This window comes from Skermanella sp. TT6 (assembly GCF_016653635.2).
In the GTDB taxonomy this organism is placed as follows: domain Bacteria; phylum Pseudomonadota; class Alphaproteobacteria; order Azospirillales; family Azospirillaceae; genus Skermanella; species Skermanella cutis.
Window position 1 is genome coordinate 4,917,278 of the sequence record NZ_CP067420.1, and the last position, 24,922, is coordinate 4,942,199.

At 69.3% G+C, this 24,922-nt stretch carries 19 protein-coding genes; 11 read left to right on the top strand and 8 right to left on the bottom strand.

What is annotated here, in order from left to right:
- The first annotated feature begins 39 nt into the window (after window positions 1-39).
- From IGS68_RS22925 to IGS68_RS22940, 4 genes are all read left to right on the top strand, one after another.
- Window positions 40-1,950 (top strand): flagellar hook-length control protein FliK, encoded by a 1,911-nt coding sequence (locus tag IGS68_RS22925; RefSeq protein WP_201074284.1) that lies wholly within the window; start codon window positions 40-42, stop codon window positions 1,948-1,950.
- A gap of 20 nt (window positions 1,951-1,970) precedes the next feature.
- The gene (locus IGS68_RS22930) at window positions 1,971-2,657 is read left to right on the top strand and encodes a flagellar hook assembly protein FlgD (RefSeq protein ID WP_201074286.1); all 687 of its coding nucleotides are present in this window, start codon (window positions 1,971-1,973) and stop codon (window positions 2,655-2,657) included.
- 90 nt (window positions 2,658-2,747) lie between these two features.
- Window positions 2,748-4,049: a flagellar hook protein FlgE gene (flgE, locus tag IGS68_RS22935; protein ID WP_201074288.1), complete on the top strand. Its 1,302-nt coding sequence runs from the start codon at window positions 2,748-2,750 to the stop codon at window positions 4,047-4,049.
- A gap of 150 nt (window positions 4,050-4,199) precedes the next feature.
- Window positions 4,200-4,616, top strand: a complete 417-nt coding sequence (locus tag IGS68_RS22940) for a flagellar biosynthesis repressor FlbT (protein WP_201074290.1) — start codon at window positions 4,200-4,202, stop codon at window positions 4,614-4,616.
- A gap of 12 nt (window positions 4,617-4,628) precedes the next feature.
- Here IGS68_RS22940 and IGS68_RS22945 read toward each other — a convergent pair whose 3' ends face one another.
- Window positions 4,629-4,898, bottom strand: a complete 270-nt coding sequence (locus IGS68_RS22945; protein ID WP_201074292.1) for a hypothetical protein — start codon at window positions 4,896-4,898, stop codon at window positions 4,629-4,631.
- A 146-nt stretch (window positions 4,899-5,044) separates the two neighbouring features.
- Here IGS68_RS22945 and IGS68_RS22950 point away from each other — a divergent pair, with 146 nt between their 5' ends.
- Window positions 5,045-7,102 carry an O-linked N-acetylglucosamine transferase, SPINDLY family protein gene (locus IGS68_RS22950; protein ID WP_201074300.1) on the top strand — a complete coding sequence of 686 codons (2,058 nt, stop codon included), beginning with the start codon at window positions 5,045-5,047 and terminating at the stop codon, window positions 7,100-7,102.
- Window positions 7,103-7,181: 79 nt separating this feature from the next.
- On the opposite strand, the gene IGS68_RS22955 is transcribed toward IGS68_RS22950, so the two are convergent.
- From IGS68_RS22955 to flgK, 7 genes are all read right to left on the bottom strand, one after another.
- The gene (locus tag IGS68_RS22955) at window positions 7,182-8,516 is read right to left on the bottom strand and encodes a tetratricopeptide repeat protein (protein WP_201074302.1); all 1,335 of its coding nucleotides are present in this window, start codon (window positions 8,514-8,516) and stop codon (window positions 7,182-7,184) included.
- A gap of 93 nt (window positions 8,517-8,609) precedes the next feature.
- Window positions 8,610-9,350: a DUF1217 domain-containing protein gene (locus IGS68_RS22960; RefSeq protein ID WP_201074305.1), complete on the bottom strand. Its 741-nt coding sequence runs from the start codon at window positions 9,348-9,350 to the stop codon at window positions 8,610-8,612.
- A gap of 45 nt (window positions 9,351-9,395) precedes the next feature.
- Window positions 9,396-9,794, bottom strand: coding sequence for a flagellar biosynthesis regulator FlaF (locus IGS68_RS22965; RefSeq protein WP_201074306.1), 399 nt, complete (start codon window positions 9,792-9,794; stop codon window positions 9,396-9,398).
- A 135-nt stretch (window positions 9,795-9,929) separates the two neighbouring features.
- Entirely contained in the window at window positions 9,930-10,748 is an 819-nt protein-coding gene (locus IGS68_RS22970; protein ID WP_201074308.1) for a flagellin, read from the bottom strand.
- Between the two features lie 190 nt (window positions 10,749-10,938).
- Window positions 10,939-12,111: a glycosyltransferase family protein gene (locus IGS68_RS22975; RefSeq protein ID WP_201074310.1), complete on the bottom strand. Its 1,173-nt coding sequence runs from the start codon at window positions 12,109-12,111 to the stop codon at window positions 10,939-10,941.
- A 94-nt stretch (window positions 12,112-12,205) separates the two neighbouring features.
- Window positions 12,206-13,240 (bottom strand): flagellin, encoded by a 1,035-nt coding sequence (locus tag IGS68_RS22980; protein WP_201074312.1) that lies wholly within the window; start codon window positions 13,238-13,240, stop codon window positions 12,206-12,208.
- A 20-nt stretch (window positions 13,241-13,260) separates the two neighbouring features.
- Window positions 13,261-14,748, bottom strand: coding sequence for a flagellar hook-associated protein FlgK (gene flgK / locus IGS68_RS22985; protein WP_201074314.1), 1,488 nt, complete (start codon window positions 14,746-14,748; stop codon window positions 13,261-13,263).
- 321 nt (window positions 14,749-15,069) lie between these two features.
- On the opposite strand from flgK, the gene IGS68_RS22990 reads away from it, so the two are divergent.
- The 6 genes from IGS68_RS22990 (at window position 15,070) to IGS68_RS23015 (ending at window position 24,902) form a co-directional block, all read left to right on the top strand.
- Window positions 15,070-16,761 (top strand): methyl-accepting chemotaxis protein, encoded by a 1,692-nt coding sequence (locus IGS68_RS22990; RefSeq protein ID WP_201074316.1) that lies wholly within the window; start codon window positions 15,070-15,072, stop codon window positions 16,759-16,761.
- Window positions 16,762-16,854: 93 nt separating this feature from the next.
- Complete coding sequence (locus tag IGS68_RS22995; RefSeq protein WP_201074325.1) at window positions 16,855-19,419, top strand: tetratricopeptide repeat protein; 2,565 nt, start codon at window positions 16,855-16,857, stop codon at window positions 19,417-19,419.
- Window positions 19,420-19,694: 275 nt separating this feature from the next.
- Complete coding sequence (locus IGS68_RS23000) at window positions 19,695-20,111, top strand: flagellar biosynthesis repressor FlbT (protein ID WP_201074328.1); 417 nt, start codon at window positions 19,695-19,697, stop codon at window positions 20,109-20,111.
- A gap of 41 nt (window positions 20,112-20,152) precedes the next feature.
- Entirely contained in the window at window positions 20,153-22,417 is a 2,265-nt protein-coding gene (locus IGS68_RS23005) for a tetratricopeptide repeat protein (RefSeq protein ID WP_201074330.1), read from the top strand.
- 68 nt (window positions 22,418-22,485) lie between these two features.
- Window positions 22,486-23,505, top strand: a complete 1,020-nt coding sequence (locus tag IGS68_RS23010) for an NAD-dependent epimerase/dehydratase family protein (protein WP_201074332.1) — start codon at window positions 22,486-22,488, stop codon at window positions 23,503-23,505.
- 32 nt (window positions 23,506-23,537) lie between these two features.
- Window positions 23,538-24,902 carry a nucleotide sugar dehydrogenase gene (locus tag IGS68_RS23015; RefSeq protein ID WP_201074340.1) on the top strand — a complete coding sequence of 455 codons (1,365 nt, stop codon included), beginning with the start codon at window positions 23,538-23,540 and terminating at the stop codon, window positions 24,900-24,902.
- The last annotated feature ends 20 nt before the right edge of the window (window positions 24,903-24,922 follow it).

Below are 24,922 nucleotides of genomic sequence, written 5' to 3' on the forward strand. Positions count from 1 at the left end.
GCTTGCTTTACTGGATACCGTACAGCCAGCGAGGATGCCGTGGAGATCACCCAGACCATAACGATGCCCCAGGCGGCATCAACCGGGAGCGCCGGCGCAGCCGCCGCGGCTCCCGCGGCCGGCGGGACCGCGGACGGCGGCTTTCTCGCCCTGGTCGCCCACTTCATGACCCCCCAGCCCGCCGTCCCGCAGCTCCCCCCCGAAGCCGGGGCCGCGGAGGAGGCCGGCACGACCGACCAGGATGCCGGCACCGTGCCGGACGGACTGCTGAGCCTGATCGCGCCGGGCCTGTTCTCCAACCTGGCGGTGCCGCAGCGGCTGCCGGCCGAAGCCGGCGCCGCGACCGGCGGCCTCTCCGCCGACGCCGGCATGTCGGCTCCCCCGGCGGATGCTTCCGGCACCGATCCGCTGCCGCCCGCCCTGCCCGGCATGGTCCCGATGCAGCCGGCGCAACGCCCCGAACCCCCCGTCAAGGGAATGGCGCCGCAGCCGGGCCAGGACGGCCGGGACGCCGACGAGAATGCCGCGGCGGCGGACGCGGATGCCCAGGAGGGCGACTCGCCGCTGGACGAAGAGGTCCTGGCGAAGCTGGTCGAGGAAGGAAGGGCCAAGCTCCAGGCCGGGCCCCGCCCCGCGCCGCAGGCCGAGACGAAGACGCTGGCCGGAACGGGCGCGCAGCCCGAGACGAAGACGCTGGCCGAGACGAGGGCGCAGCCCCAAGCCGAAGCCGACGCCGTGCTGCCGAAGCCGGAGCAGGACCGCGGCAGGACCGCCCCGCAGGTTGCCGGCGCCACCGCCGACGTCGATGCCGAGGCTCCGCCGATGGTCCAGGCGGTTCGCAGCCCGGCGCCCCGCGACCCGGCCGCGCAGCAGCCGGCAAGGACGGAGCGCCAGCCGGAAACGGCCCCATCGCACGCCCGCGAAACGATGGTGCTGCAGCAGCAGCCCGAGCGACAGGCGGCCCCGGCAGTCCCGGCCACCCCTGCAGTCCCGGCCGTCCCGGCCGCGAATCGGCCGGAGGCCGCGGAAGCTCCGCTGGACGCGGCCACGGCCGACGGTGCCGGGTTCGTCGCCGCGACGCCGTCGGACGACGCGGCCGGCGGCGACCCGATGTCCGAAGACGCGGACCGGGGCGACGGCCACGGCAGCCGCCAGGCGGCGCGTCAGGCCGACCGCCACGAGCGGGCCGCCCAGCAGCACGCCGGCGGCGTTCCCGACGCCGCGCCCTCCGCGGCATCCGGCGCCGAGACGACGGATGCCGCGGAGGCCCGCCCGGTCGCCGGCCCGGTCGCCGGCCCCGTGGCGAACCCGGCCGACGGCGGCCGCCCGGTCGGGGACCGCGGCGTCAAGGACGCCGGCAGCTTCGAAGAAGTGCTCGTCGCCGCCGGCAACGGCAATGCCGCGCCGGCGGAACCGGAGGCCGATCCCGCCCTGGCGGTCCAGGCTCCCGGCCGCGGCCCGGCGGAGAGCGAGGCGGTGGACCGCGCCGCCCCCGGCCATGCCCGGAGCCCGATGCCCCATACGCCGGCCGAGCAGGTCTCGGTCCAGATCGGCAAGGCGGCGGCCGGCCGGATCGACCAGATGGTGATCAACCTGAAGCCGGTCGAACTGGGCAACGTCGAGGTCAAGCTGGACTTCGGGGCCGACGGCCGGGTGCAGGCCTCGATCCGGGCAGAACGCCCGGAGACCCTGGAAATGCTCCAGAAGGACCAGCGCACGCTGGAACGCGCCCTGGCCGACGCCGGCCTGCGGACCGACGCGGGCAGCCTGAGCTTCGACCTGAAGGGACAGGGCGGCAACCAGCGCCAGTTCGCCGGCTATACCCAGCCGGCCGACCGCCGGGGCCGGAATTTCGGCGGGATCGAGGAAGATCTCAGTTTGGCGGCCGCCACCCCGGCCCAGTACAAGCCCGGCGGCGCCAGCCGCAGCCGTCTCGACATCCGCATCTGAGCGCGAGCAGGAGAACGACCATGACGACGATCAACGGCACCGCCCAGACCGTGGGCCAGACCGCAGCCACCACGAAGACCGAGGCGTCCCGCGCCAAGCTGACCCAGGATTATGACAGCTTCCTCAAGCTGCTGACCACCCAGATGCAGAACCAGGACCCGCTGTCGCCGATGGAGTCGACCGAGTTCACCAACCAGCTGGTGCAGTTCAGCCAGGTCGAGCAGCAGATCAGCCAGAACGACAAGTTGGAGAAGCTGCTGACCATGCAGACCAACAACCAGACCCAGGCGTCGCTCGGGTTCATCGGGCTCGACGTGGAAGCCAGCGGCAGCGCCTTCACGTTCGACGGGAGCACGGCCAAGATGTCCTACACCCTGCCCGAGACCTCCACCTCCACGAGGATCCAGATCAAGAACGACAAGGGCGTCGTGGTCCGGACCCTCGACGGGACCCGCCTGGCCAGCCGCCAGGAACTGACCTGGGACGGCAAGAGGAACGACGGATCCGCGGCGCCGGCCGGCAACTACAGCTTCGCGGTGGTGGCGCCCAACGCGGACGGCAAGCTGCTGACCGCCAAGACCTCCGTCTACGGCCGCGTCTCCGGCATCGAGTCGGGCAACGGCAACACCACCCTGCTGATGGGCAACGTGCCGGTCAGGATGGAGGACGTCGTCTCCGCCCGCCAGCCGATCGCCGCGGCCGCCTGACCAAACGCCCCTCAGTCATTCGCCCAGTCCCGTTACCTTCCGGCCTCCGCCCAGGCGTAGCAGGCCGCACCAAAGACCAAGGAGAGTATCATGAGCCTGTTCGGATCCCTCTTCACCGGCGTTTCCGCCCTGAGCGCGCAGAGCCAGTCGATGAGCATGATCGCCAACAACATCTCCAACGTGAACACGGTCGGCTACAAGCGGAACGAGGCGGCCTTCTCCAGCCTGGTCACACAGGCCAGCCGCAGCACCGTGTACTCGCCCGGCGGCGTGCGCGCCTCGACCGAGCAGACGGTCAACCAGCAGGGCATCCTTCAGCAGAGCGCGTCGTCCACCGACGTCGCGATCTCCGGCTCGGGCTTCTTCGTGGTCCAGGCGAGCCCGAACGGCAGCAGCACGCAGGAGACGCTCTATACCCGCGCCGGCTCCTTCTCGGAGGACGAGAACGGCTTTCTGCGGAATTCCAACGGCTACTACCTGATGGGCTGGGAGATCGGCGACGACGGCCAGCTGGTGAACGCCACCGCCGACGTGGCCAGCCTCACCCCGGTCAGCGTCGGCTTCGAATCCGGCCGGACCAAGCAGACCACCCGGGCCGACGTCGTGCTGAACCTCGACGCGCGCCAGAACACCGGGCTGGCCGGACCGCACTTCAGCCGCAGCATGACCGTCTACGACTCGCTCGGCCAGGCCCAGCAGCTGGCGCTCGACTTCACGGCGACCGCCACCCCCAATACCTGGACCCTCGGCATCAGCGATCCGGCCGGCGGCGCGCTGGCGACCCCGACTTCGGCCATGACCCTGGTGTTCGGCACCAACGGCAAGATCGACAGGGTGGCGACCCAGGCGGCCAACCCGACCGACATGGTGCTCGACCCCGCCGGCAGCGCGACCGGCAGCCTGCGGCTGAACCTGACGGATATCGACTGGGCCAACAACTCCGACGCCACCCAGGACATCACGATCGACATCTCGGGCTTCACCCAGTCCGCGTCCGACTACAGCGTCGGCACGATCAACCAGGACGGCGCCGAGCTCGGGCTGCGGACCGGCATCTCGATCGACGCCGACGGCAACGTGGTCGCCAGCTTCAGCAACGGCCTGACCCAGAACCTGGCGCGGGTGCCGGTCGCCACCTTCACGAACCCCAACGGCCTGCAGGAGCGCAGCGGCAACGTCTATATCCAGACCAGCCAGAGCGGTGCCTACAACCTGCGCGAGGCCGGTACCGCCGGAGCCGGCAAGATAGCGACATCCTCGCTGGAAGCCTCCAACGTGGACCTGGCCGACGAGTTCTCGCGCATGATCGTGACCCAGCGGGCCTACTCGGCCGGCACCAAGATCATCAGCACCGCCGACCAGATGCTGACCGAACTGCTCCAGCTCCGGTAAGGTCCGATGGATCGTTAATATTTCGTTAAGGTTGAACTGGACCGGGCGCCCTGCGGCGCCCGGTCGAATTCGGGCACCTAACTGCTGTGCCTGCGTGCGCGAAATGCTACTGTGCTCGTCGACCGCACCAACTCCATACGGGTATCCGCAGTGTCGTTGAAGATTCGCCTGGCACCGGAAGAACGCATCGTCGTCAACGGGGCCCTGATCCAGGCCGATGGCCGCTGCACTCTGATCTTCCTGAACAACGTCTCGTTCCTGACGGAAAAGCACATCATGCCGCCGCAGTCCGCGTCGACCCCGGCACGGCGGATCTATTTCATGATCCAGAATTCATACATGGCGACCGACCAGGAAAGGCCGCCGCTGCTCGAGACGCTGGAAGGCTTCGTCGACGACTTCCATGAGGCGACGACGGTCCCGGCGATCAAGGAAACGCTGGAGTCGATACGCTCGCTCGTGCAGCGGGGCGAATACTACCAGGCCCTGAAACTGGCCGACGCGGTGATGAAGCACGAGGACCGTTTCCTCGACCAGCCGAGCTGGCAGGACGCCAAGCGGGCCTGAGGCGGCGTGGCGCTACACCGGCAACGGCTCGACGGGCCCGTGGCGGAAGGGGATCCAGTCCTTCTCCTCCGGCCGCCAGCGCAGGCCGTACGGCGACTTCAGGAAGATCCGGCTGGGCGGGTCGCCACCCTCGCGAAGCGTACGCTCCACGTCCACCTGGTCGGAACCGCTGAAGAACCCGGTCCAGTAATCCGCCGGGCCGGGATCGGCGCTCAGGGTCCCGGCGATGTCCCGGGCGGCTTCGCTCAGCTGCCAAGCCTGCTCGACCTGTTCGTAGCTCATGCTGCTTCCTTCGGATCAGTCCCGCACGGGGAAGATGACGCGGCCGGCCCCGGGGGTCAAGCGGACCGCGACTGCGCCGCACCCGCCGGCACGACCATGACGCGCACCTCCGGTCCTGCGCAACCCCGGCGGGGAGGGTAAAGGCGATGCTCGAACAGCTTGCGGCGGTGGCCCGCCGGCACCAGACCGACGGAAGGCCCGCCGAGGCCGAGGCGCTTTACCGCCAGGCCCTGGCCCTGGACGGGTCGGTGGCCTCGCTCCACCGTGCATTGGGCACCGCGCTGGAGGATCAGGGACGCGTCGAGGAGGCGGCGGGCTGCTACCGCAGGACCCTCGTCCTGGCACCCGACGATTCCGACGGCTGGTGCGACCTCGGCATGGCGCTGCGGCGCCTCGGGCGGACGGAGGAGGCGCTGGGCGCCTACCGGCGCGCGACCGTCCTGGAGCCGGGTTTCGTGGAAGCCTGGTTCAACCTGGGCAATGCCTTGACCGGCCTGGGCCGCTTCGAGGAGGCGATCCGGGCCTATCGCCAAGCCCTGGGCCTGCGGCCCGGCGATCCCGAGACCTGGTGCAACCTGGGCAATGCGCTCCACGAGCGCGGCCGGATCGCCGACGCGGCGGCGGCGGCGGGCATGGCCGTGGCGCTTCGGCCCGACCACGCGCCGGCCCTGGTCAACCTGGGCAATGCGCTGATCGAGCAGGGCCGGTTCCGGGAGGCGCTGGCCCAGTTCCGCCGGGCGGCCCATGTCCGTCCGGCCGATCCGGCCTCCTTCGCCGGAGCCGGGATGGCGCTCCGCCAGCAGGGCCGCACCGAGGAAGCCCGGGCCTCGTTCCGGCAGGCCTGGAAGCTGGGCGGCGACCCCGGGCTCGAGGTCAGGATGGCGCTGGCCCTTCCGATCATCCCGGAGTCGGAGGCGCACATCCGGGAGGTGCGCGAGCGCCTGGCCGACGGGGTGGCGCGGCTGGCCGGACGGGGCATCCGGCTGCGCGACCCGCTCGCCCAGGTCGGCCAGACCTGCTTCTACCTGGCCTACCACGCCGCCGACGACCGGCCCCTCCAGCAGGCCGTCGCCGGCCTGTACGAGGCCGCCTGCCCCGACCTGCTCCAGGACCGCGCCGACCCGCCGCCCCGGCCCGACGGCCGAACCCATGTCGGCTTCGTCTCCCAGTACTGGCACCAGCACACCATCGCCAAGCTCAACCTCGGCCTGATCCGGACCCTCGACCGCGAGCGTTTCCACGTCACCCTGTTCACCACCCCCCACGCCGGCGACGCCCTGCGCGACGCCCTGGTCCGCGCCGCCGACGCCACCGTCGAGCTGCCCCTCGACCTCGGCGCCGCCCGCGACGCGATCGCCGCCCGACGCCTCGACGTCCTGTACTATGCCGACATCGGCATGTCCGCCCTGACCTACTTCCTCGCCTTCGCCAGGCTCGCCCCGCTGCAGTGCCTGACCTGGGGCCATCCCGACACCACCGGCATCCGCAACCTCGACCGCTTCCTGTCGTGCGCCGCCATGGAGCCGGACGGCGCCGAGCGCCACTACTCCGAGCGCCTGGTCCGACTGCCCGGGACCACCCTGCACTACGCCAGGCCCCGCCTGCCGGCCCGGCTCAAGCCGCGCTCGGCCTTCGGACTGCCCGACGACGCCCATCTCTATGTCTGCCCGCAGAGCCTGTTCAAGATCCATCCCGACTTCGACCGCGCCCTGGTCGACCTGCTGCGCCGCGACCCGAAGGGCCTGGTGGTGCTGCTCTCGGGGCGCGACCGCAACCTCGACGCCCTGCTGCGCCGCAGGCTCGCCGCCGCCGGAGCCGACGTGGCGGCGCGCTTCCGCTTCCTGCGCCAGATGCCGCTGCCCGACTTCCTGTCGTTGGTGGCGTGCAGCGACGTCATGCTCGACCCGCTGCACTACAGCGGCGGCAACACCAGCCTGGAGGCCTTCGCGCTCGGCACCCCGATCGTCACCTGGCCCGGTGCCTTCATGCGCGGCCGCCACACCCACGGCTTCTACCGCCTGATGGGCCTGGACGACTGCGTCGCCCGAGACCACGCCCACTATGTCGACCTCGCCCTCGACCTCGCCAGCCAGCCAGACCGCAGGGCCCACGTCATCCGACGCGTCCTCGACCGCGCGCCCCTCCTGTTCGACGACGCCAAAAGCGTCCGGGCCATCGAAAACGAAATCCTCCGGACACCTTGAGCCTTTTCGCCAGCGAAAAAGGCCGGAGGAGGGTTGCCCCTCTTCCGGCCCATGCCGCCCGCTACCCTGGACCGGACGGTCAGGCCGTCTTCTGGGCGACGAAGATCATGCCGAACACGGGCCGGCCGCCGCTGTTGCGAAGCTGCTCGCGCGCGACCGACAGCACCTTGAAACCGGCATCGGCCAGGGCCTTCTGGACATAGGTCCGACGGTGGGCGAACCGGCCGGCGGCCGAAACCTCGAAGTCCGCCAGGAACGACTCCTCCACCGAGAAGGCGAACAGACCGTCGGCCTCGACGGCCGCCGCCACCTTGGCGAAGAACTCCTCCAGGCGGCCGATATAGCCGCACACGTCGGCGGCGGCGACGACGGAGTAGGCCCGGTCGATCTCTCCCAGGGAGACCTGCAGGTCGGCGGCCTCGAGCTGGTCGTAGATCCCCTTCTCCAGGGCCAGCTTCAGCATGTTGCGGGAGATATCGACGCCCTTCTGGAAGTCCGCGATATCGCGCAGCATGACGCCGGTCAAACCGGTGCCGCAGCCGAGGTCCAGCACGGAGGCGAAGCGGGTCCTGCCCGGGACGGCCTTCAGCAGGTAGCGCCGGATCAGCCCGGGGACGCGGTAGCGCAGCTTCTCGATGACGTCCTGCTCGTAAAAGCTGGCATACTCGTCGAACATCCCTTCCACGAAGTTCGTCGGGATCGAGTCCATGTCCTCGTCCCGCAGCAGGGAGAGCATGTGCTTCGATTTCCAGTTCGTCGGATCGAGCTCCACCGCCCTCTGGAACGCGGCGAGGGCTTCGGCGTTGCGGCCCGGGATCCTGTGCAGCGCATTGCCCAGGTTGTGGTACAGCTCGGGGACCTCGACGATCGCCAGGGTCCGCCGGCACGCCTCGACGCTGCGGCCGTATTCCTTGAGCGAATTCAAGGCGCTGGACAGGTTGACCGCGGCGTCCAGCATGTCCGGATGAACCGCCAGGACCGCCTCGAACAGCTCCACCGCGGCGAGGTGCTCGCCCTGCCCCATCATGGCGAGGCCAAGGTTGATATAGAGCTGCGGATGCTGCTCCGGTTCGGAATTGTTGATCGCCTTGACATGGAAGACGACCGCCTCGTCGAACATCTTCATCTGCTGGAGATGCACCGCGAGGCTGTTCAGCAGTTCCCAATCGCGCGGCCGGGCCATCACGGCGGTGGCGAGATCCTGGATGCCGTCGCTCAGTTCGCCCTGCCGGGCCCGGCAGGTGCCGCGCAGCGCCAGCAGGTCGGCATCCTCGGGCTGATCGATCATCGCGGCATCGACCGCGGACCGCGCGCCTTCCAGGTCGCCGCGCGTCAGCAGGATCGTGGCGCGCTGCTTGAGGTCCGCCAGGTCGGCGGCGTCGGCCGGCATTTCCATGGTCATTTCAGCAGACATTCATCTTCTCCAGATCCCGGCGCTCGGCCGGTGTTGCGGCGGACACCGCCGGCGCGGAGGAAGGCCGCCGCCAGGGCTGGGGTGTCCGGCATCTCACGCAAAGAGGTTCAGGACGTACTTGTTGGACCCGGTCGAAGACCGGCCATCGTCGGACGCCATCAGGAAACGCTGGGCCAGCTTGTCTACGAATTTGCCGTCCTTTAGATCGGACAGCTTCAACCGTTTCTCGATCGCCGCTGCCTGCGCTTCGACCGACTGGTTGGCGAGTTGCAGCGGAAGGCCGAGCGCCGTGGTCACGACATGGCGCATCCGCTGATCACCCAGGATCTCGTACGTATTCTTGACGGAGGAAGCGTTCTCTTTGAAATACAAGGCTAACGGGACTGCCGAATTCTGAGAGGCCAAGCCGGCGTCATACTTGTTCTTGACGTACAGCTCGGCCAAGTCCGCCTTTGTGCTCTCGCGCTGGATCGTGCCGAGGCCGTTCTCGCCGAGCTTGAGAAGGCTGGCCGCCGTCTTGAAGCGCTTGTCGATCAGCTTGTTCATCAAGGCGTCCGGATCGTCGGCCTTCTGGGTCAGGACCTTCTTGAGAAGGCCCATCTTGCCGGTTTCCTTGCCCAGGTCGACGGCGTCCAGCACGAACTGGATCATCCGCCTGTCCTTGAACAGGTCGTCGACGGACTTCACGCTCTGGATGTTCTTGTTGAAGTAATCGACCTCCGCCTTGACGTCCTTCCGCTCCGCCATCTTCTCAAGCGCCGCGTCGCCCTGCTTCAGGGCGAGCTTGTATGCGGCGATCGCCGGCATCTTGGCGAAGACGAGGCTGCTGGACATGGTCGGACTCCGCGATGTCGTCTGATCTCTTCCCGGCCGGCCCCCTTACGCCGGAGGGATCTCGGTCGGCAGGCCCGCGCCGGCGGCCATCTCGGGCTGCGCCGCAAGGCCTTCGATCATCTGGGTATTGATGTCGATCAGGAAATCGACATCCAGGGTTCCGGTGATGTTCTGGTCGATCTCGCGGATCACCGTCTGGCCGATCGAGATGATCTGGGCGCGCAGCGGTGCCGGCAGGCGGTTCTGGTCGTCCTGCAGCAGCTTGACGATGGTCATCCAGAGCAGCTTGTCGTCCGAGGCGGCGCGGACGAGGTCCATGCCGTTCGGATTCGCCTTGCCCTGGATCAGGCCAAACGTGACTCGCTTGAAGAGATTGGCCTCTTGCGAGCGATAATCGGTCTTCATCATCGCCGCTTGTTTGTAGGCATTGATCTTCGAGTTCATTGCCACTTCCGTTCAGAACTGCAATTAGCTGGTGATTTCAAGGGAAGGGAGCCGCAGGAACCGCCGGAAGGGCCGCAAGGCCACCGCCCCCCTCCCCGGAACGGCGCCCGGAGAGGGTTGGACGCGGGTTCGACCTTAACGGAACAGGCCCAGCAGCGACTGCGGCGACTGGTTGGCGATCGACAGCGCCTGGCTGGACAGCTGCTGCTTCACCTGCAGGGACTGCAGCCGCGCGCTCTCCTTCGCGAGGTCGGCGTCGACGATGGCGCCCAGGCCGGTGTTGGTCGCGTCGGCGATCGCGTTGTTGAACCCGATCTGGTTCGTGATGCGCCGGCTGTCGGCGGCCAGCTGGTTCATGGCGCGGCCGAGGTTGCTTTCGGCGTTGGCCAACGCGCCGGTCGTCGCGATCAGCGCCGCGGCGGCCGAGTAGTCGGACGCGGCGGAAAGCTGCCCGTAAACGGCGGACGCCAGGTTCTGCGCCGTCACCGTGATGTTGCCGCCGTCGATGTTGGAGATGATCGACTGGTTGGTTCCGGTATTGATCAGGGTGATGTTGTTGTACTTGGCGTCCTTGATGAAGTTGTCGATGTCGTTCTTCAGCGTGTTGTACTGGTTCTCGTAGTTCGTGCGGTCCGCACCGGTCAGCGCCTGGTCGGCAAGCTTGGTGAGGACGACGCGGACATCCTGGAGCGACTTGGAGATGTTTTCGCCGGCCTTGACGGCGACGTCGATCATGCCCTTGCCGACCGCGAGACGCTCGTTCACCGCGCCGATCGCCTTGACGTCGCTGCGGATGCCTTCCGCGACGGCATAGGACGCGCCGTCGTCGTAGGCGTCGGCGACGTTCAGGCCGGTGCTGATGCGCTTCTGGGTGGTCGACAGCGAGTCGCTGACGCTGTTCAGGTTCTTCAGGGCGATCATCGCCCCGATGTTGGTATTAACCGAGTTGGCCACCGGTGCCTCCATTTTGGATAGATTGCGGTCTTCTTCCGCGACTCGATGGTAAGCCCAGACCGTAAAAAGAGTCTTAATTGCCGGATTCCCGGGAGGGACATCCGCATCTTGAGTTGCATGCGAAACATCAGGAAATCCGCGGTTCTCCGCCCTTCCGGGCAGCGGCCCGCCGACAGCTACGGGCGCTTTCTCACGGGAAAAGGGAAAGCAGCGTGTTAAAAAATGTCGCGGGGTTGTGATATGCCCGGCACCGCTCGCCCGCTGCGGGGCCGAGCGCCCGAAGGTCCTGCCAGTCGCCGGCCAGGCGGACGAGGGCCTCCTCGACGGCGTCCACGGTGAAATCGGCGGCGCGCGCGGGCGTGTGGCCGAGGCGGGCGGACTCCAGGTCCATCCAGGAACCGGACGTGATCAGCACGGGCTTGCCGGTTCCGACCGCCTCCAGATAGACGTGGGAGGTGCGGACGTCGTAGATGTCGGGCTGATAGGGAACCAGCACCGCGTCGGCGCTCGACAGCAACGCCAGGTAATCCGCCTCGGACAGGTTCCGGTCGATGAAGTCGACCTCCTGCAGGTCCCGGCGCCATTCCCCCAGGAGCGACCCGAGCAGTTCCGGCCGGCCGCACTGGATCGTGAAGTCGATGCCGGCCAGGGCCGCGGGACGGCGGCGCAGCGACTCGACGATCAGGTGGATGCCCTTTTCCTCCCGCGCCTCGCCCAGATACACGAAACGGGGCCTGCGGGCTCCTCCCTCGCGGAGGGTCACGGCGGGATAGCGGATCGGGATGGGCAGGCTCGGCATCTCGAAACCGGCGAGCTTGCCGTAGAAGCGGGCCAGGCCGGCATTGTCGCAGGCCATCATCACGCGGTCCGCCGGGAACTCGGTCCAGAGCGAGACGGCGTAGCGTTCCAGCGCCACCGCGATCTCGTGATACCGGCGCGCCAGGTGGAACCAGGGCGGAAAGCGCAGGACGAGGCAGACGCGCGGCTTGGGGTCGGGAAGGCTGCGGTACCAAAGGTAAAGGCCGACCATCTCGCTGCCCAGCACGGTGTGCATGACCACGATGTCGTCGGCCGCGAAATCGACCGGCACGCCGTCGCACAGGTTGCGGCAGAAGCTGGCGTTCTTGGTCGACCAGTTCTGGATCGGCGCCAGTTCCGGCAGGCCGGCGGTCTTGGCGTAGGAGTGCAGGTCGAAGATCAGGCGGGCGTCGAACTGGTCCTCGATCGCCGGGTCCATTCCCTTGAACCCGTAGAACACCGAAGGCAACCCATGGGCGGCCGCCTGTTCCCGCAGCACGAGATCCAGGTGGTAATGATGGCCGGCGGTGCTGTCCAGGCCGGGATCGAGGACGACGAGTTTCATCAGGCTTCCCGCATGAGGTCGAAGCGGCTGGTTAGCACCGGCATGGTTGACGAGTCGTGAAGCCTCACTCCGCGGGAGCCGGGCGGCCGTGACGCTACAGGAAGTCGATCAGGTTCACCTGCCGCAGGGTCGAGGTGACCTTGTACGACGCCTGGAGCTGGGTCTGGATCAGCTGCAGCTTGGTGATCGCCTCCGCCATGTCGACGTCCTCGACGGCACCCAGGTTCGTCCTGGCCGTCTGGGCGGTCACGTCGTGCTGGTTGTCGATCGCCTCCATCCGCTTGTAGGTGGAGCCGAGGATGCCGACATGGTTGTCCAGGTTCTTGGCGGCGCTGTCCAGCGCGTTGCGCGTGGCGTCCAGCATGGTGGTGTAGTCGGCGAACGATCCCGGATTGGCGGGATCGTAGGTCAGGGTCGCGGCGGTCGCCAGGCTGCGCAGGATCTCGCGGAACGGGGCGAGTTCCCCGGGGGGCGGGGCCGGGCTTTCCGGTCCGTTGGCGCGGACCTGGTAGCTGAGGTCGAGGTTGCGGTCCACCCGCGCGCGGAGCGGCGACGGATCGGCCGCCTGGAGCGCCGTCGAGAAATAGGCGTCGTCGGTCGCGATCGCCGTGGTCGCCGCCAGGGTCGCCGCGGCGCCGTTGGCGGCGAAGGCGGTGACTTCGGCCTGCACGTCGGCGAAGAACTGGGCGGAGTCGGGGAACGGCGGATTGTCGATGTCGCTGCCCGCGAAGATGTAGCGCCCCTCCACCTGGGTGCCGAGAAGCTGCACGATCTCCTCGTAGCCGCGCCGGGCGATATCCTGGACCACCGTCTGGTTGGGCGGCGGGTTGCCGGTCAGCTTGGTCAGCTGCTCGCGCACGTCGCGCGCCACGTTCTTGATGCGGTCCATGGTCTCGACGGCGCTGGAGACCCGCAGCTTCGCGGAAGCGATGTTCTTCTGGTAGGTGTCCAGCTCGGTCACCTGGCCGCGCAGGTCGATCGACTGGCGCGCATCGGCGCCCAGCCCGCCGTAGACGGACGTCTTCTTACCGCTCGACACCTGCGCGGAAGTCTCGGTCAGGCGCTGCTGGATGGCCAGGTTCTGGGTTTGCAGCCGCAGGAACTGTCCGTTGGTCGAGATCGAGGTCATGGCCGGACTCCCTGGTCGGATCAGCGCAGGATCGAGATGAGGTCGTTGAACAGCTGCCGGTTGGTCGAGACGACCTGGGCGGAGCTGGAATAGGAACGCTGCAGCTGGATCAGGAGCGATACTTCCTGATCCAGGTTAACGCCGGATTGATCGGACAGCTTGGTCCTGAGATGGTCGCGCAACGTCGTGGCGGGTTCGAGCTGGGCGGTGGTGCTGGCCCGCAGGTTCGTCTGGTGGCTGACCAGCTCGGCGGCGAAGGACGCCAGCGTCGCGCTGCCGGGCAGCACGGTGCCCAGGTCGGCGTTGGGGCCGAGGCCGGTGGTCTGGAAAGTCCGGTTGCCGCCCAGCACGCCGTCGACGATCGTGCGCAGCAGGTTGCTGTTCGCCGGGGCGGTCCCCGGCACGATCGGCGATCCGTCGCGCAGCAGGCTCGGGGTGTCGATGACCGCCTGGGCCACCCGGATCTGGTTGGCGAAGCCGACCGACGAGGTGGGCGGGGAGGCCAGCGGGTCGTCGACCGGAACCACCCCCGTGCTGTCGGTGAACAGCAGGAGCCCGGCGCTCTCGAACGACTCGCCCATGGTCTGGGCGAACTCGTCGAGCTGGGCCTGGAACCGCGGCAGGGTCTGGTCGCGCAGCTGGAGCAGCCCGCCCAGGCTGCCGCCCTGCGACAGCCGGCCGGTGACGTCGGTACCGGTCGCGGGATCGCCCAGGCGGATCGGGTCGATGGCGCCCGGATAGGCCGCCTGCGGGTTGATCGAGACCTGGGAGATGGACAGCGGCTGGTAGCCGGCCTCCAGGTAGGGCTGGCCGAACCGGTCGAGGACCGAGACCGTGCCGTCGCCCCGGCGCATGACGTTGACCTCGATCTGCTCGGAGATCTTCCGCAACGCCTCGTCCCGCTGGTCTTCCAGGTCGGGCTGGGACTGGCCCGTGGCGGTGAGGGACCGAATCTGCCGGTTGAGGTCGTCGACCCGCTGGAACTGGTTGTTCAGGTCGGTCAGCGCGTTCTCGATATCGACCTGGACCTGGGTCCGGATGTCGTTGATGCCGTCGGCAACCCGGTTGAGGGTCCGGGCGACGGTGTCGGCCAGCGAAACGACCTCGTTCTGGAGCGGAACGGAATTCGGCGTGTCCATCAGCCGGGTGAAGCCGTCCTTCATCCGGTTGAGCACGTTGCCCAGGGAGCTTTCCGAGCCGGGATCGCCATGCAGGGTCTCGACCTGGCTCAGGTAGCGTTCCTGCACGGTCAGGTTGGCGACCCGGCTGCCCTGCTTGCGCACCTCGTTCTGAAGCGCGGTGTCGACCTCGCGTTCGACGTTGCCGGTCTGGACGCCGACGCTCTGGCCCTGGATGACCTGGGTATACTGGGTCTGGATCTTGCGCGTATAGCCGGGAGTATCGGCATTGGCGATGTTGCGCGAGACGACGTCCAGCCCCTGCTGGACAGTCCGAAGTCCGCTCATCGCCGTGCGCAGGGAAACGTCGAGGCCCATCTGATCCACCATCACCCGCAGGTCCCGCCGGATGCGGTGCCTGTCGGCGATCCTCCAAGCAATCTCCGGGCCAGAAGGAAAACTCTTCGACCGCAAAGGGCTTTCGGGGCGTCGCCGACCACCCGGGGCTCGGCAACGCAGCTGCGCCGGCCTCGAGTCCCGGCAAAATCTGCCGGGGGCATGCATGCTTTGCCGGGATGCCGGAGCAGAGCGGAGGATGCGGAAACATGCTATTCATGCTAATTCCGATTCATGCGGCGACATGAAGACTTCTGCATTCGATCTTCCCGCACCTGCCCCAGCCCGTGCACTCCAGTCCAGGACCGCGCAGCCATGCCACACCTGACGCTACGCCAACGCCTGATCGGCCTTGCCGCCGGCCTGACGATCGCCGCCGGAATCACGGGGAGCATCGGGGCCGCGGGCATCGTCGCGTCCAACCGGGCCGCCGACGACCTGATCGTCATGTCGGATGCCCTGGCCAGCCATCTGCTGGGCGACATGATGCACGACGCCCTGCGCGCCGACGTCCTGACCGCCCTGCTGTCCAGCGCTTACGGAACGCAGGAGAACGACCATGACGCGACGCGGGAATCGCTGGACGAGCATGCGGGGACCTTCCGCGCGGCGCTTCGGGCCAATGCGGAGCGGTCCGGCCTGGACCAGGAGATCAAGGCGGCCTTGGGCGAGGTCGAGCCGGCGCTCAACCGTTACATCGCCTCGGCGGAGACGATCGTCGGCCTGGCCCGGACCAGCCCGGTCGAGGCCCAGGTCCGCATGCGGGATTTCATCGAGGCGTTCGAGACCCTGGAGGAGCGCAACGGCGCCATTTCCGACCTGATCGGGCGCCGCAAGGCGGAACGTGCCCTGCAAAGCGCCACGACCGGTCGCTTCACGATCGCGCTGACCGCGGCGATCACGCTGCTGACCATCGCCGCGGCGGTGGTCCTGTCGGTGCTCGGCGTCAGATCGATCACCCGGCCCCTCGGGCAGGCGGCCGCCGCGATCCAGGCGATCGGCGCGGGGCGGCGCGACGTGGCGCTCGACGGAACCGGGCCCGACGACGAACTCGGGAAGGTCGCCAGGGCGATCCTGACCATGCAGACCCAGGCATCCGCGCTGGACGCGATGCGCGCGGCGGAGGACGCGCGGCGGGACGCGGCGTCGCGGGAAGCCCTGCGCATGGCCGAGGCCACCGGCCGCTTCAACGACGGGGTCGCCGGCGTCGCCGCCGCCCTCCTCGGGGCCGACCGGGATCTTCGCATGGTCGCCGAAGGGATCTCGGCCCAGGCCGCCACGGCGAGCCGCCAGGCGGCGGCCGTCCAGTCCGCCGCCGAAAGCACCGCGTCGTCGGTCGAGGGCATCGCCTCCGCTTCGGAGGATCTGGCGTCGTCGGTCAAGGAGGTCGGCGGCCGGACGGCCGAGGCCGCCGCCGTGACGAGGGAGGCGGTCGCCCATACCGGGCGGGCCGCAACGCGCATACGGGACCTGGAAGGCGCGGCGCAGCGGATCGGCGATGTCGTCCGCCTGATCAACGGCATCGCGGAGCAGACCAACCTGCTGGCGCTGAACGCCACCATCGAGGCGGCGAGAGCCGGGGAGGCCGGCAAGGGCTTCGCCATCGTCGCGCAGGAAGTCAAGCTGCTGGCGAACCAGACCGCGTCGGCCACCGCCGAGATCTCGACCCAGGTCGCCGACATCCAGTCGGAGACCGGCATGGCGGTGGAGGCGATGCGGGAGGTCGCGGCGACGGTCGAGCGGGTCAACGCGATCGCGACCGCCATCGCCGGGTCGGTCGAGCAACAGAGCGCCGCGACCGAACGGATCGCGGCGAGCATGGCCGACAGCGCCGGGTCGGCGCGGGAGATCACCGGCGGCCTCGGCAGCGTGACCCGGGCGATCCGCGAAACCGACGAGGCGGTCGGGAGGATGACCGACTCCGCCGTGCAGATCACCCGCCAGATCGATATCCTGCGCGCCGAGGCCGACCGCTTCACCGCCGAGTTCCGACCAGGGGCCGCCTGACCGTCCGCGGAGCGGCAAAGACCGGGATGTCGCCGGGGGCGCGCCGGTGTTACGGTGCGGCGGTCCAAGTCTCCCACGGAACGATGCCTGCAGATGCTCGCCGAACTCCTCAAGACCGCCCAGCACCATCATGAAGCGGGACGCCTGGCCGAGGCGGCGCGGGCGTGCCGGCAGGCGATGGCGCTGGCTCCTCCGGCCGGCACCCTGCTCGTGATCGGCCAGGTCGGCGCCCAGGCCGGCGACTGGGACCTGGCGGCCGACGCCTTCGGGATCCTCGCGGCGGCGCGTCCCGAAGACCCGGACATCCTGCTGGAGTACGGCATCGCCCGCAGGCACCAGGGACGGCCCGACGACGCCGCCGAAGCCTATCGGCGCGCGATCGGCCTCGACCCGGGGATGATCGAGGCCTGGCTCAACCTGGGCCACGCGCTGCTGGAGCTGGGAAACCCCGCCGAAGCCGCCGGGGCCTTCGGGACCGCCGCGGCGCTCGCCCCGGATCACCCCCCGGCCCATGCGAGTCTGGGCATGGCGCTTCTGGCCGCCGGCGACCCCGCGGGGGCGGAGGCCGCGTTCCGCGACTCCCTGGCGCGCGATCCGTCCGGCATGCCGGCGCTCGCCGGGCTGGGAACCGCCCTGGTCCGGCTGGGCCGCCTGTCCGACGCGGCCGAGGTCCATCGGCACACCCTGGCCGTCGATCCCTCGCTCGCCTCCGCGTGGCACGACCTGGCCATGGTCCTGGCCGCGCTCGAACTGCCGGAACGGGCGGCGCCCGCCGCCCGCCGCGCGGTCCTGTGCGACCCGGCCGACTCCGCCGCCCCGCTGACGCTCGGCAACATCCTGCTCGTCCTGGACCGGCTGGACGGGGCCGAGGCGGCATACCGGCACGCCGCCTCGCTGCGTCCCGACGGGGTGGACGCCTGGAACAACCTGGGCTTCTGCCTGAGCCGCCTGGGACGCCACGGCGACGCCCGCGACGCCCTGGCCCGGGCCGCGGCCCTGGATCCCGCCTACGCCACATCCTGGTGCAATCTCGGGACCGCCCTCGCCGGCCTGGGCCGCCACGGCGAGGCCGACGCGATGTGGCGACGCACCCTCAGGCTCTGGCCCGACCATCCGGAGGCGCTGATCAGCCTGGCCAACGCCCGCCTGCGCGACCACCGGCTCGACGCCGCCGCCGCGACGCTGGGCCATGCGCTGGCCGTGACGCCGGATTTCGCGCGCGCCCAGACCATGCTCGGCAACATCCTGCTGGACCAGGGCCATACCGGGCGCGCCCGGACGGCCTTCCGCCAGGCCCGCCGCCTGTGCGGCGATCCCGGGCTCGAGGTGAAGGAGGCGCTGGCCCTTCCGATCATCCCGGAGTCGGAGGCGCACATCCGGGAGGTGCGCGAGCGCCTGGCCGACGGGGTGGCGCGGCTGGCCGGACGGGGCATCCGGCTGCGCGACCCGCTCGCCCAGGTCGGCCAGACCTGCTTCTACCTGGCCTACCACGCCGCCGACGACCGGCCCCTCCAGCAGGCCGTCGCCGGCCTGTACGAGGCCGCCTGCCCCGACCTGCTCCAGGATCGCGCCGACCCGCCGCCCCGGCCCGACGGCCGAACCCATGTCGGCTTCGTCTCCCAGTACTGGCACCAGCACACCATCGCCAAGCTCAACCTCGGCCTGATCCGGACCCTCGACCGCGAGCGTTTCCACGTCACCCTGTTCACCACCCCCCACGCCGGCGACGCCCTGCGCGACGCCCTGGTCCGCGCCGCCGACGCCACCGTCGAGCTGCCCCTCGACCTCGGCGCCGCCCGCGACGCGATCGCCGCCCGACGCCTCGACGTCCTGTACTACGCCGACATCGGCATGTCCGCCCTGACCTACTTCCTCGCCTTCGCCAGGCTCGCCCCGCTGCAGTGCCTGACCTGGGGCCATCCCGACACCACCGGCATCCGCAACCTCGACCGCTTCCTGTCGTGCGCCGCCATGGAGCCGGACGGCGCCGAGCGCCACTACTCCGAGCGCCTGGTCCGACTGCCCGGGACCACCCTGCACTACGCCAGACCCCGCCTGCCGGCCCGGCTCAAGCCGCGCTCGGCCTTCGGACTGCCCGACGACGCCCATCTCTATGTCTGCCCGCAGAGCCTGTTCAAGATCCATCCCGACTTCGACCGCGCCCTGGTCGACCTGCTGCGCCGCGACCCAAAGGGCCTGGTGGTGCTGCTCTCGGGGCGCGACCGCAACCTCGACGCCCTGCTGCGCCGCAGGCTCGCCGCCGCCGGAGCCGACGTGGCGGCGCGCTTCCGCTTCCTGCGCCAGATGCCGCTGCCAGACTTCCTGTCGTTGGTGGCGTGCAGCGACGTCATGCTCGACCCGCTGCACTACAGCGGCGGCAACACCAGCCTGGAGGCCTTCGCGCTCGGCACCCCGATCGTCACCTGGCCCGGTGCCTTCATGCGCGGCCGCCACACCCACGGCTTCTACCGCCTGATGGGCCTGGACGACTGCGTCGCCCGAGACCACGCCCACTATGTCGACCTCGCCCTCGACCTCGCCAGCCAGCCAGACCGCAGGGCCCACGTCATCCGACGCGTCCTCGACCGCGTCCCCCTCCTGTTCGACGACGCCAAAAGCGTCCGGGCCATCGAAAACGAAATCCTCCAGACCGAATGAAATCGGGCGGAACCCGAACTTCAGCGAAGCAGACGCCTTGGCCGCCCCTTCGCGGTCGCGCGCCGCCTTGTCCCCGGCGCGGATCGTCCCGGTCGTTTCCCAAAAGTATTACATCCGAAAGTGTAACTCCTTGTTGCAAGCTACTTTGAAGATGGACATAATCCCGGCCATCAACACCGGGCGGGGCAAGCTTCGAAGGCCACCCGCGATGTCCAGCAACGGCTGCAAGCCAGCAACGACTGCACCAGCAACGACTGCAAGAGGGTGGCACGACAATGACCGAAACGATCGAACTGATTGCTCTCCCGCTCCAGCCCGGCGGCACCGTCATCGTCAAGGGCGTTCCGATCCACATGCAGGACGACGGCACGGTCATGGTCCCCAAGGATACCCCGACCCTGACCCGCGAACAGTTGATCCTGGACGAGAAGGACGCGGACACGGCGACCAAGCGCATCTATTACGCGCTTCAGCTGATGACCCTCGACGGCGCCTCCGCCGGCATCTACCACGATAAGCTGATCTCGCTGCTCGACGATCGGGCGGAGGCGACCGAGCTTCAGCCGGTGCTGCGCAGCCTGGCGATCATCTCGGAGCTGAGCCGCAAGGGCGAGTACCTCGCCGCGCTGGAGGTCTGCCGCCACCTGATCCAGTTCGACGATGCCCTGGTCCGCGAGTTTCCGGCCGGCTGAAGCCCGGCGGCATGGCGGATCCAGGCCACCCCGGTTAGAGCATGTCCTATGAGTATCCGGCGGCCCCCGCTTCCAGGGCCGCCTCTTCCGCGTCCCCTCCCTTCCCGTCCGGCGCCCTGAGCGTCGGGCTGCTTGCCGAAGCCGAACGGTCCCTTCTGGCCGGGAATCTCGTGATGGCGGCCTGGCTGTGCGAGGAGGTCCGGCGGGTCGATCCCGACTCCCCCGGTGCCCTGCACCTGCTCGGGCTGATCGCCGAGCGGGAAGGCCGCCTTTGCGACGCGTCCCGGCTCTTTCGCCAGGCGCTGGCGGCGGAGCCGGAATTCGGTGCCGCCTGGCTCAGCCTCGCCTCGCTGCACCGGTCGAGCGGCAATGCGAAAGCCGCGCTGCTGTGCTGCCGCAGCGCGCTCCTGATCGACCCGGCCGACCGGGACGGCTGGTACAACCTGGGCAATGTCCTGCTCGACGACGGCTGCGCTTTCGCCGCCGCCGAAGCCTATGGCCGCGCCTTGGGCATCGACCGCCATCACGACCCCGCCTGGCACAACCTGGGCATAGCCCTCCATCTGGCCGGCCGTTCCGACGCCGCCCTGACGGCCCTGGGCAATGCCGCGGCGTACCGGCCGGACAATCCGGCGCCCCTTCACCAGATCGCGGTGGTCCGGTTCCGTACCGGCGACCTGGACGGCGCCCTCCGGGCGGTGGGACGTCAGGCCCGGCTCGATCCCGCACAGCTCGACAGCAGCCTGATCCGGCTCCTGGCGATCGCCCTGCGCGACGCCGGGCGGACCGGCGATGCGATCCCGATCACCGCGCTGGCGGTGGCGCACCGGCCGGAGGACGTCGACCTCCGTCACTGCCTCGGGATGCTCCACCTGGCCGTCCGCGACATGCCGGCGGCCGACGCGATCTTCCGCGCGACCCTGTGCCACGGCCCGGCCGACCCCTTCGCGCTGAACTCGTACGGCGTGATGCTGAGCGGCATGGGCAGGTCGCGGGAGGGAGTCCGGCTGCTGCGGCGGTCCCTCCTGCTGCAGCCCGGAAACGCGGAGATCCACAGCAACCTGCTGCTGACCCTCCAGTATGACGGGACGCTGGGCCTGGCCGACCTCTACCGCCTCCACGCCGAATGGTACCGCCGCCATGCCCCCTCCGGCGGGCCGGCCGGCGCGCGCCGGGTGGCTCCCGATGCGATCCGCGATCCGGGGCGGCGGCTCCGCATCGGTTACGTGTCGGCCGATTTCGGCCAGCACCCGGTGGGCTTCTTCCTCAGCGGAGTGGTCCTGCACCATGACCGGGACTCGTTCGAGGTCCATTGCTATTCGGCGCGCCGGCGGAGCGACGCCCTGACGGACCGCTTCCGCCGCATGGCGGAGCATTGGCACGAGATCGGCGACACCGACGGCGAGGAACTGGCCGACCGGATCCGCGGCGACGGCATCGACATCCTGGTGGACCTGTCGGGGCATACCGCGAACAACCGCCTGCGCGCCTTCGTCCACCGGCCGGCGCCGGTCCAGGCGACCTGGGCCGGCTATGTCGGAACCACCGGCATCCCGGCCATCGACTATCTCATCTCCGACCCGCGCCAGACGCCGGACGGGGTCGATCCCCATTACGCCGAGCGGATCATGCGGCTGCCCGACTGCTATGTCTGCTACGAGCCGCCGCCCTATGCGCCGCCCGTCGGCCCGCTGCCGGCCCTGGAGTCGGGCGTCGTCACCTTCGGCTGCTTCAACAATCTCGCCAAGCTGGACGAGTCCAGCATCGCGCTCTGGAGCACCCTGCTGCGCGACCGTCCCGACCGGCGGCTGATGCTCCAGACCTTCGCGCTCGACGTTCCGAGCGTGCGCGACGCGGTGGCGGCCCGGTTCGCCGCCCACGGCGTGGCTCCCGGCCAGCTCGACCTGCGGCGGGCGTCCGGCCACGCGGGCCTGCTCCAGTCCTATAACTCGGTCGACATAGCGCTCGATCCCTTGGCCTATTCGGGCGGGCTGACCACGCTGGAAGCCTTGTGGATGGGCGTACCGGTGATCACGCTGCCGGGCGAGCGGTTCTGTACCCGCCACAGCCTGTCGCACCTGACCGCCGCCGGGCTCCCCGGCCTGGTGGCGGAGGACGCTTCGGGGTACCTGGCGCGGGCGGAGGGGCTGGCCGCCGACCTCGGACGGCTGGCCGACCTGCGCGGCAGGCTGCGCGACCGGATGGCGGCCTCGCCGCTCTGCGACGCCGCCCATTTCACGCGAACGCTGGAAGCGGCTTTCAGGCGGATGTGGCGGGACCGGTGCCTTACCGGAAGGATTGATTAACCGTTTCGGCATAGCTTGGCTATATCTTTCGGCGGCGTGCCGCCGGATTTGCCAGCGCGGAAACGCTCATGAAGATCCTGGTTACCGGAGCCGCCGGCTTCATCGCGGGCTATGTCGTGGCCGAACTGCTCAAGCACGGGCATCAGGTCGTCGGCATCGACAATTTCAGCAAGTACGGCCCCGTCGCCAAGGCGCACGACGGCCATCCCGGCTACCGTTTCGTCTTCGGCGACTGCAAGGATGTCGGCCTGATGACGGAATTGGCCGCCGACTGCGACCGGATCGTCGCCGGCGCCGCGATGATCGGCGGCATCTCGTACTTCCACCAATATGCCTACGACCTGCTGGCGGAGAACGAGCGGATCACCGCGTCCACCTTCGACGCCGCCATCGCGGCGCACCGGGCGGGACGGCTGGGCCGGATCGTCGTGCTGAGCTCCAGCATGGTGTTCGAGAGCGCCTCGACCTTCCCGACGCCGGAGAGCGAGATCACCCGCGCCCCTCCCCCCGCCAGCAGCTACGGCTTCCAGAAGCTGGCGGTGGAGTATTTCGCGCGGGCGGCCCACCAGCAGTACGGGCTGCCCTTCACGATCGCGCGGCCGTTCAACTGCGTCGGCATCGGCGAGGGCAAGGCGTTGGGAGACGCCGAGATCATGAGCGGAAATGTCAGGCTCAGCATGTCCCACGTGCTTCCGGACCTCGCGCAGAAGGTGCTGAAGGGGCAGGATCCCCTGCATATCCTGGGGGACGGCGGCCAGGTGCGCTGCTACACCCACGGCAGCGACCTCGCCCGGGGCATCCGCCTGTGCGTCGAACGGGACGAGGCGCTGAACGACGACTTCAACCTGTCCACGCCGGAGCCGACCACCGTCCTGGAACTGGCCGCCCTGGTCTGGCGCGAGGTCCACGGCGACCGGCCGCTCCGCCACGCCAGCGACGCCCCCTTCGAATACGACGTGCAGCACCGCGTTCCCGACACGGCGAAGGCCGCGCGGGTGCTGGGTTTCGCCGCCACGGTGCCGATCGCCGAGAGCGTGCGCGAAGTGGTCGGTTGGGTGCGCGCGGAACTCGCCGCAGGCCGCCTGTGACAACCTGAACAGCGAACGCGGGAGCCTCGGCGATGGACTACCAGCATGACCGCACGGTCTGCATCATCGGTCTCGGCTATGTCGGGCTGACACTCGCCATCATCATGGCGGAGGCCGGCTACACGGTCCGGGGCGTCGAGCTGAACCGGGATTTCACCGACCGGATCGTCACGGGAAAGGCCCACTTCCACGAACCCGGCCTGGACGAACGGCTCGGCTTCCAGCTCGCGGCCGGGCGCTTCCATGTCGGCAACGCGCTGCCCGACGATCCCGCCGTCTCGCTCTACATCATCACGGTCGGGACGCCGCTGGGGCCGGACGGCAAGGTCCGGCTCGACATGGTCAGGCGGGTCACGCGGGAGATCGCGGACCGGCTGAAGGACGGCGATGCCGTCGTCCTGCGCTCCACCGTCAAGATCGGCACCACCCGCGACGTCGTGATGCCGATCCTGGCCGAGACCGGGCGCGACGTCGATGTCGCGTTCTGTCCGGAACGGACCCTGGAAGGCCGCGCGCTCTACGAGCTGACCCATCTGCCGCAGATCATCGGCGCCGCCTCGGAGCGCGGCTCGGTCCGACTCGCCCAGGTCTTCAACGCGATCACGCCGACGGTGATCCGGGTTCGCGATCCGGAAACCGCCGAGATGATCAAGCTCATCGACAATACCAGCCGGGACGTCGGCTTCGCCTTCGCCAACGAGGTGGCGCGGCTGTGCGGCGCGGTCGGCATCTCGGCCGCCGAGGTGATCACCTTCGGCAAGCTGGGCTATGCCCGGACCCAGCTGCCGATGCCCGGCCCGGTCGGCGGCCCGTGCCTGAGCAAGGACTCGCACATCCTGGTGGAGAGCATGACCGATCGCGGGGTCATGCCCGAGATCGCCGCGGCCGCGCGCACGATCAACGAACGGCTGATGGTCGAGACCGCCCGGTACATGGCCGGCCAGGTGCTCCGGTGGCACCGGTCCGGCGCCCTCAAGGTCACCTTGATGGGCCTCGCCTTCAAGGGCCAGCCGGAGACCGACGACCTGCGCGGCAGCACGGCGATTCCCCTGCTCGCCGAACTCCGCCGGCTGATGCCGGAAGCGGCTTTCTGCGGCTATGATCCGATCGTTTCGGCCCAGGATCTGAGCGCGCTGGGATTGACCCCCCTGCCGGACCTGACGCAGGCGTTCGACGGGAGCCACCTGGTCGTCATCCACAACAACCACCCGGCGTTCCAGGCCATGCCGCTGTCACGGCTCTCGCGTGGGATGGCCCGGCCCGGCATGGTCTACGACTTCTGGAACAACTTCCTGCCGGAGCGGCTGACCCTGGATGCCGGTATCCGCTACGTGGCGCTGGGAACCCACTCCATGGGTGCGGGGCACGCGGAGTCCGCCGACTGCTCCGCACCGTGATGCCCTCCCCCGGAGGGCAT

Excerpts from the sequence above, each read along its gene's own strand:
- IGS68_RS23010 (WP_201074332.1), top strand. The coding sequence starts at position 22,486 with ATGAAGATCCTGGTTACCGGAGCCGCCGGCTTCATCGCGGGCTATGTC.
- IGS68_RS22945 (WP_201074292.1), bottom strand. The coding sequence starts at position 4,898 with ATGAGCTACGAACAGGTCGAGCAGGCTTGGCAGCTGAGCGAAGCCGCC.
- IGS68_RS23000 (WP_201074328.1), top strand. The coding sequence starts at position 19,695 with ATGACCGAAACGATCGAACTGATTGCTCTCCCGCTCCAGCCCGGCGGC.
- IGS68_RS23005 (WP_201074330.1), top strand. The coding sequence starts at position 20,153 with ATGTCCTATGAGTATCCGGCGGCCCCCGCTTCCAGGGCCGCCTCTTCC.
- IGS68_RS23015 (WP_201074340.1), top strand. The coding sequence starts at position 23,538 with ATGGACTACCAGCATGACCGCACGGTCTGCATCATCGGTCTCGGCTAT.
- IGS68_RS22955 (WP_201074302.1), bottom strand. The coding sequence starts at position 8,516 with ATGTCTGCTGAAATGACCATGGAAATGCCGGCCGACGCCGCCGACCTG.
- flgK (WP_201074314.1), bottom strand. The coding sequence starts at position 14,748 with ATGGTGGATCAGATGGGCCTCGACGTTTCCCTGCGCACGGCGATGAGC.
- IGS68_RS22965 (WP_201074306.1), bottom strand. The coding sequence starts at position 9,794 with ATGAACTCGAAGATCAATGCCTACAAACAAGCGGCGATGATGAAGACC.
- IGS68_RS22980 (WP_201074312.1), bottom strand. The coding sequence starts at position 13,240 with ATGACCTCGATCTCGACCAACGGACAGTTCCTGCGGCTGCAAACCCAG.
- IGS68_RS22995 (WP_201074325.1), top strand. The coding sequence starts at position 16,855 with ATGCTCGCCGAACTCCTCAAGACCGCCCAGCACCATCATGAAGCGGGA.
- IGS68_RS22990 (WP_201074316.1), top strand. The coding sequence starts at position 15,070 with ATGCCACACCTGACGCTACGCCAACGCCTGATCGGCCTTGCCGCCGGC.
- flgE (WP_201074288.1), top strand. The coding sequence starts at position 2,748 with ATGAGCCTGTTCGGATCCCTCTTCACCGGCGTTTCCGCCCTGAGCGCG.
- IGS68_RS22975 (WP_201074310.1), bottom strand. The coding sequence starts at position 12,111 with ATGAAACTCGTCGTCCTCGATCCCGGCCTGGACAGCACCGCCGGCCAT.
- IGS68_RS22960 (WP_201074305.1), bottom strand. The coding sequence starts at position 9,350 with ATGTCCAGCAGCCTCGTCTTCGCCAAGATGCCGGCGATCGCCGCATAC.
- IGS68_RS22950 (WP_201074300.1), top strand. The coding sequence starts at position 5,045 with ATGCTCGAACAGCTTGCGGCGGTGGCCCGCCGGCACCAGACCGACGGA.
- IGS68_RS22930 (WP_201074286.1), top strand. The coding sequence starts at position 1,971 with ATGACGACGATCAACGGCACCGCCCAGACCGTGGGCCAGACCGCAGCC.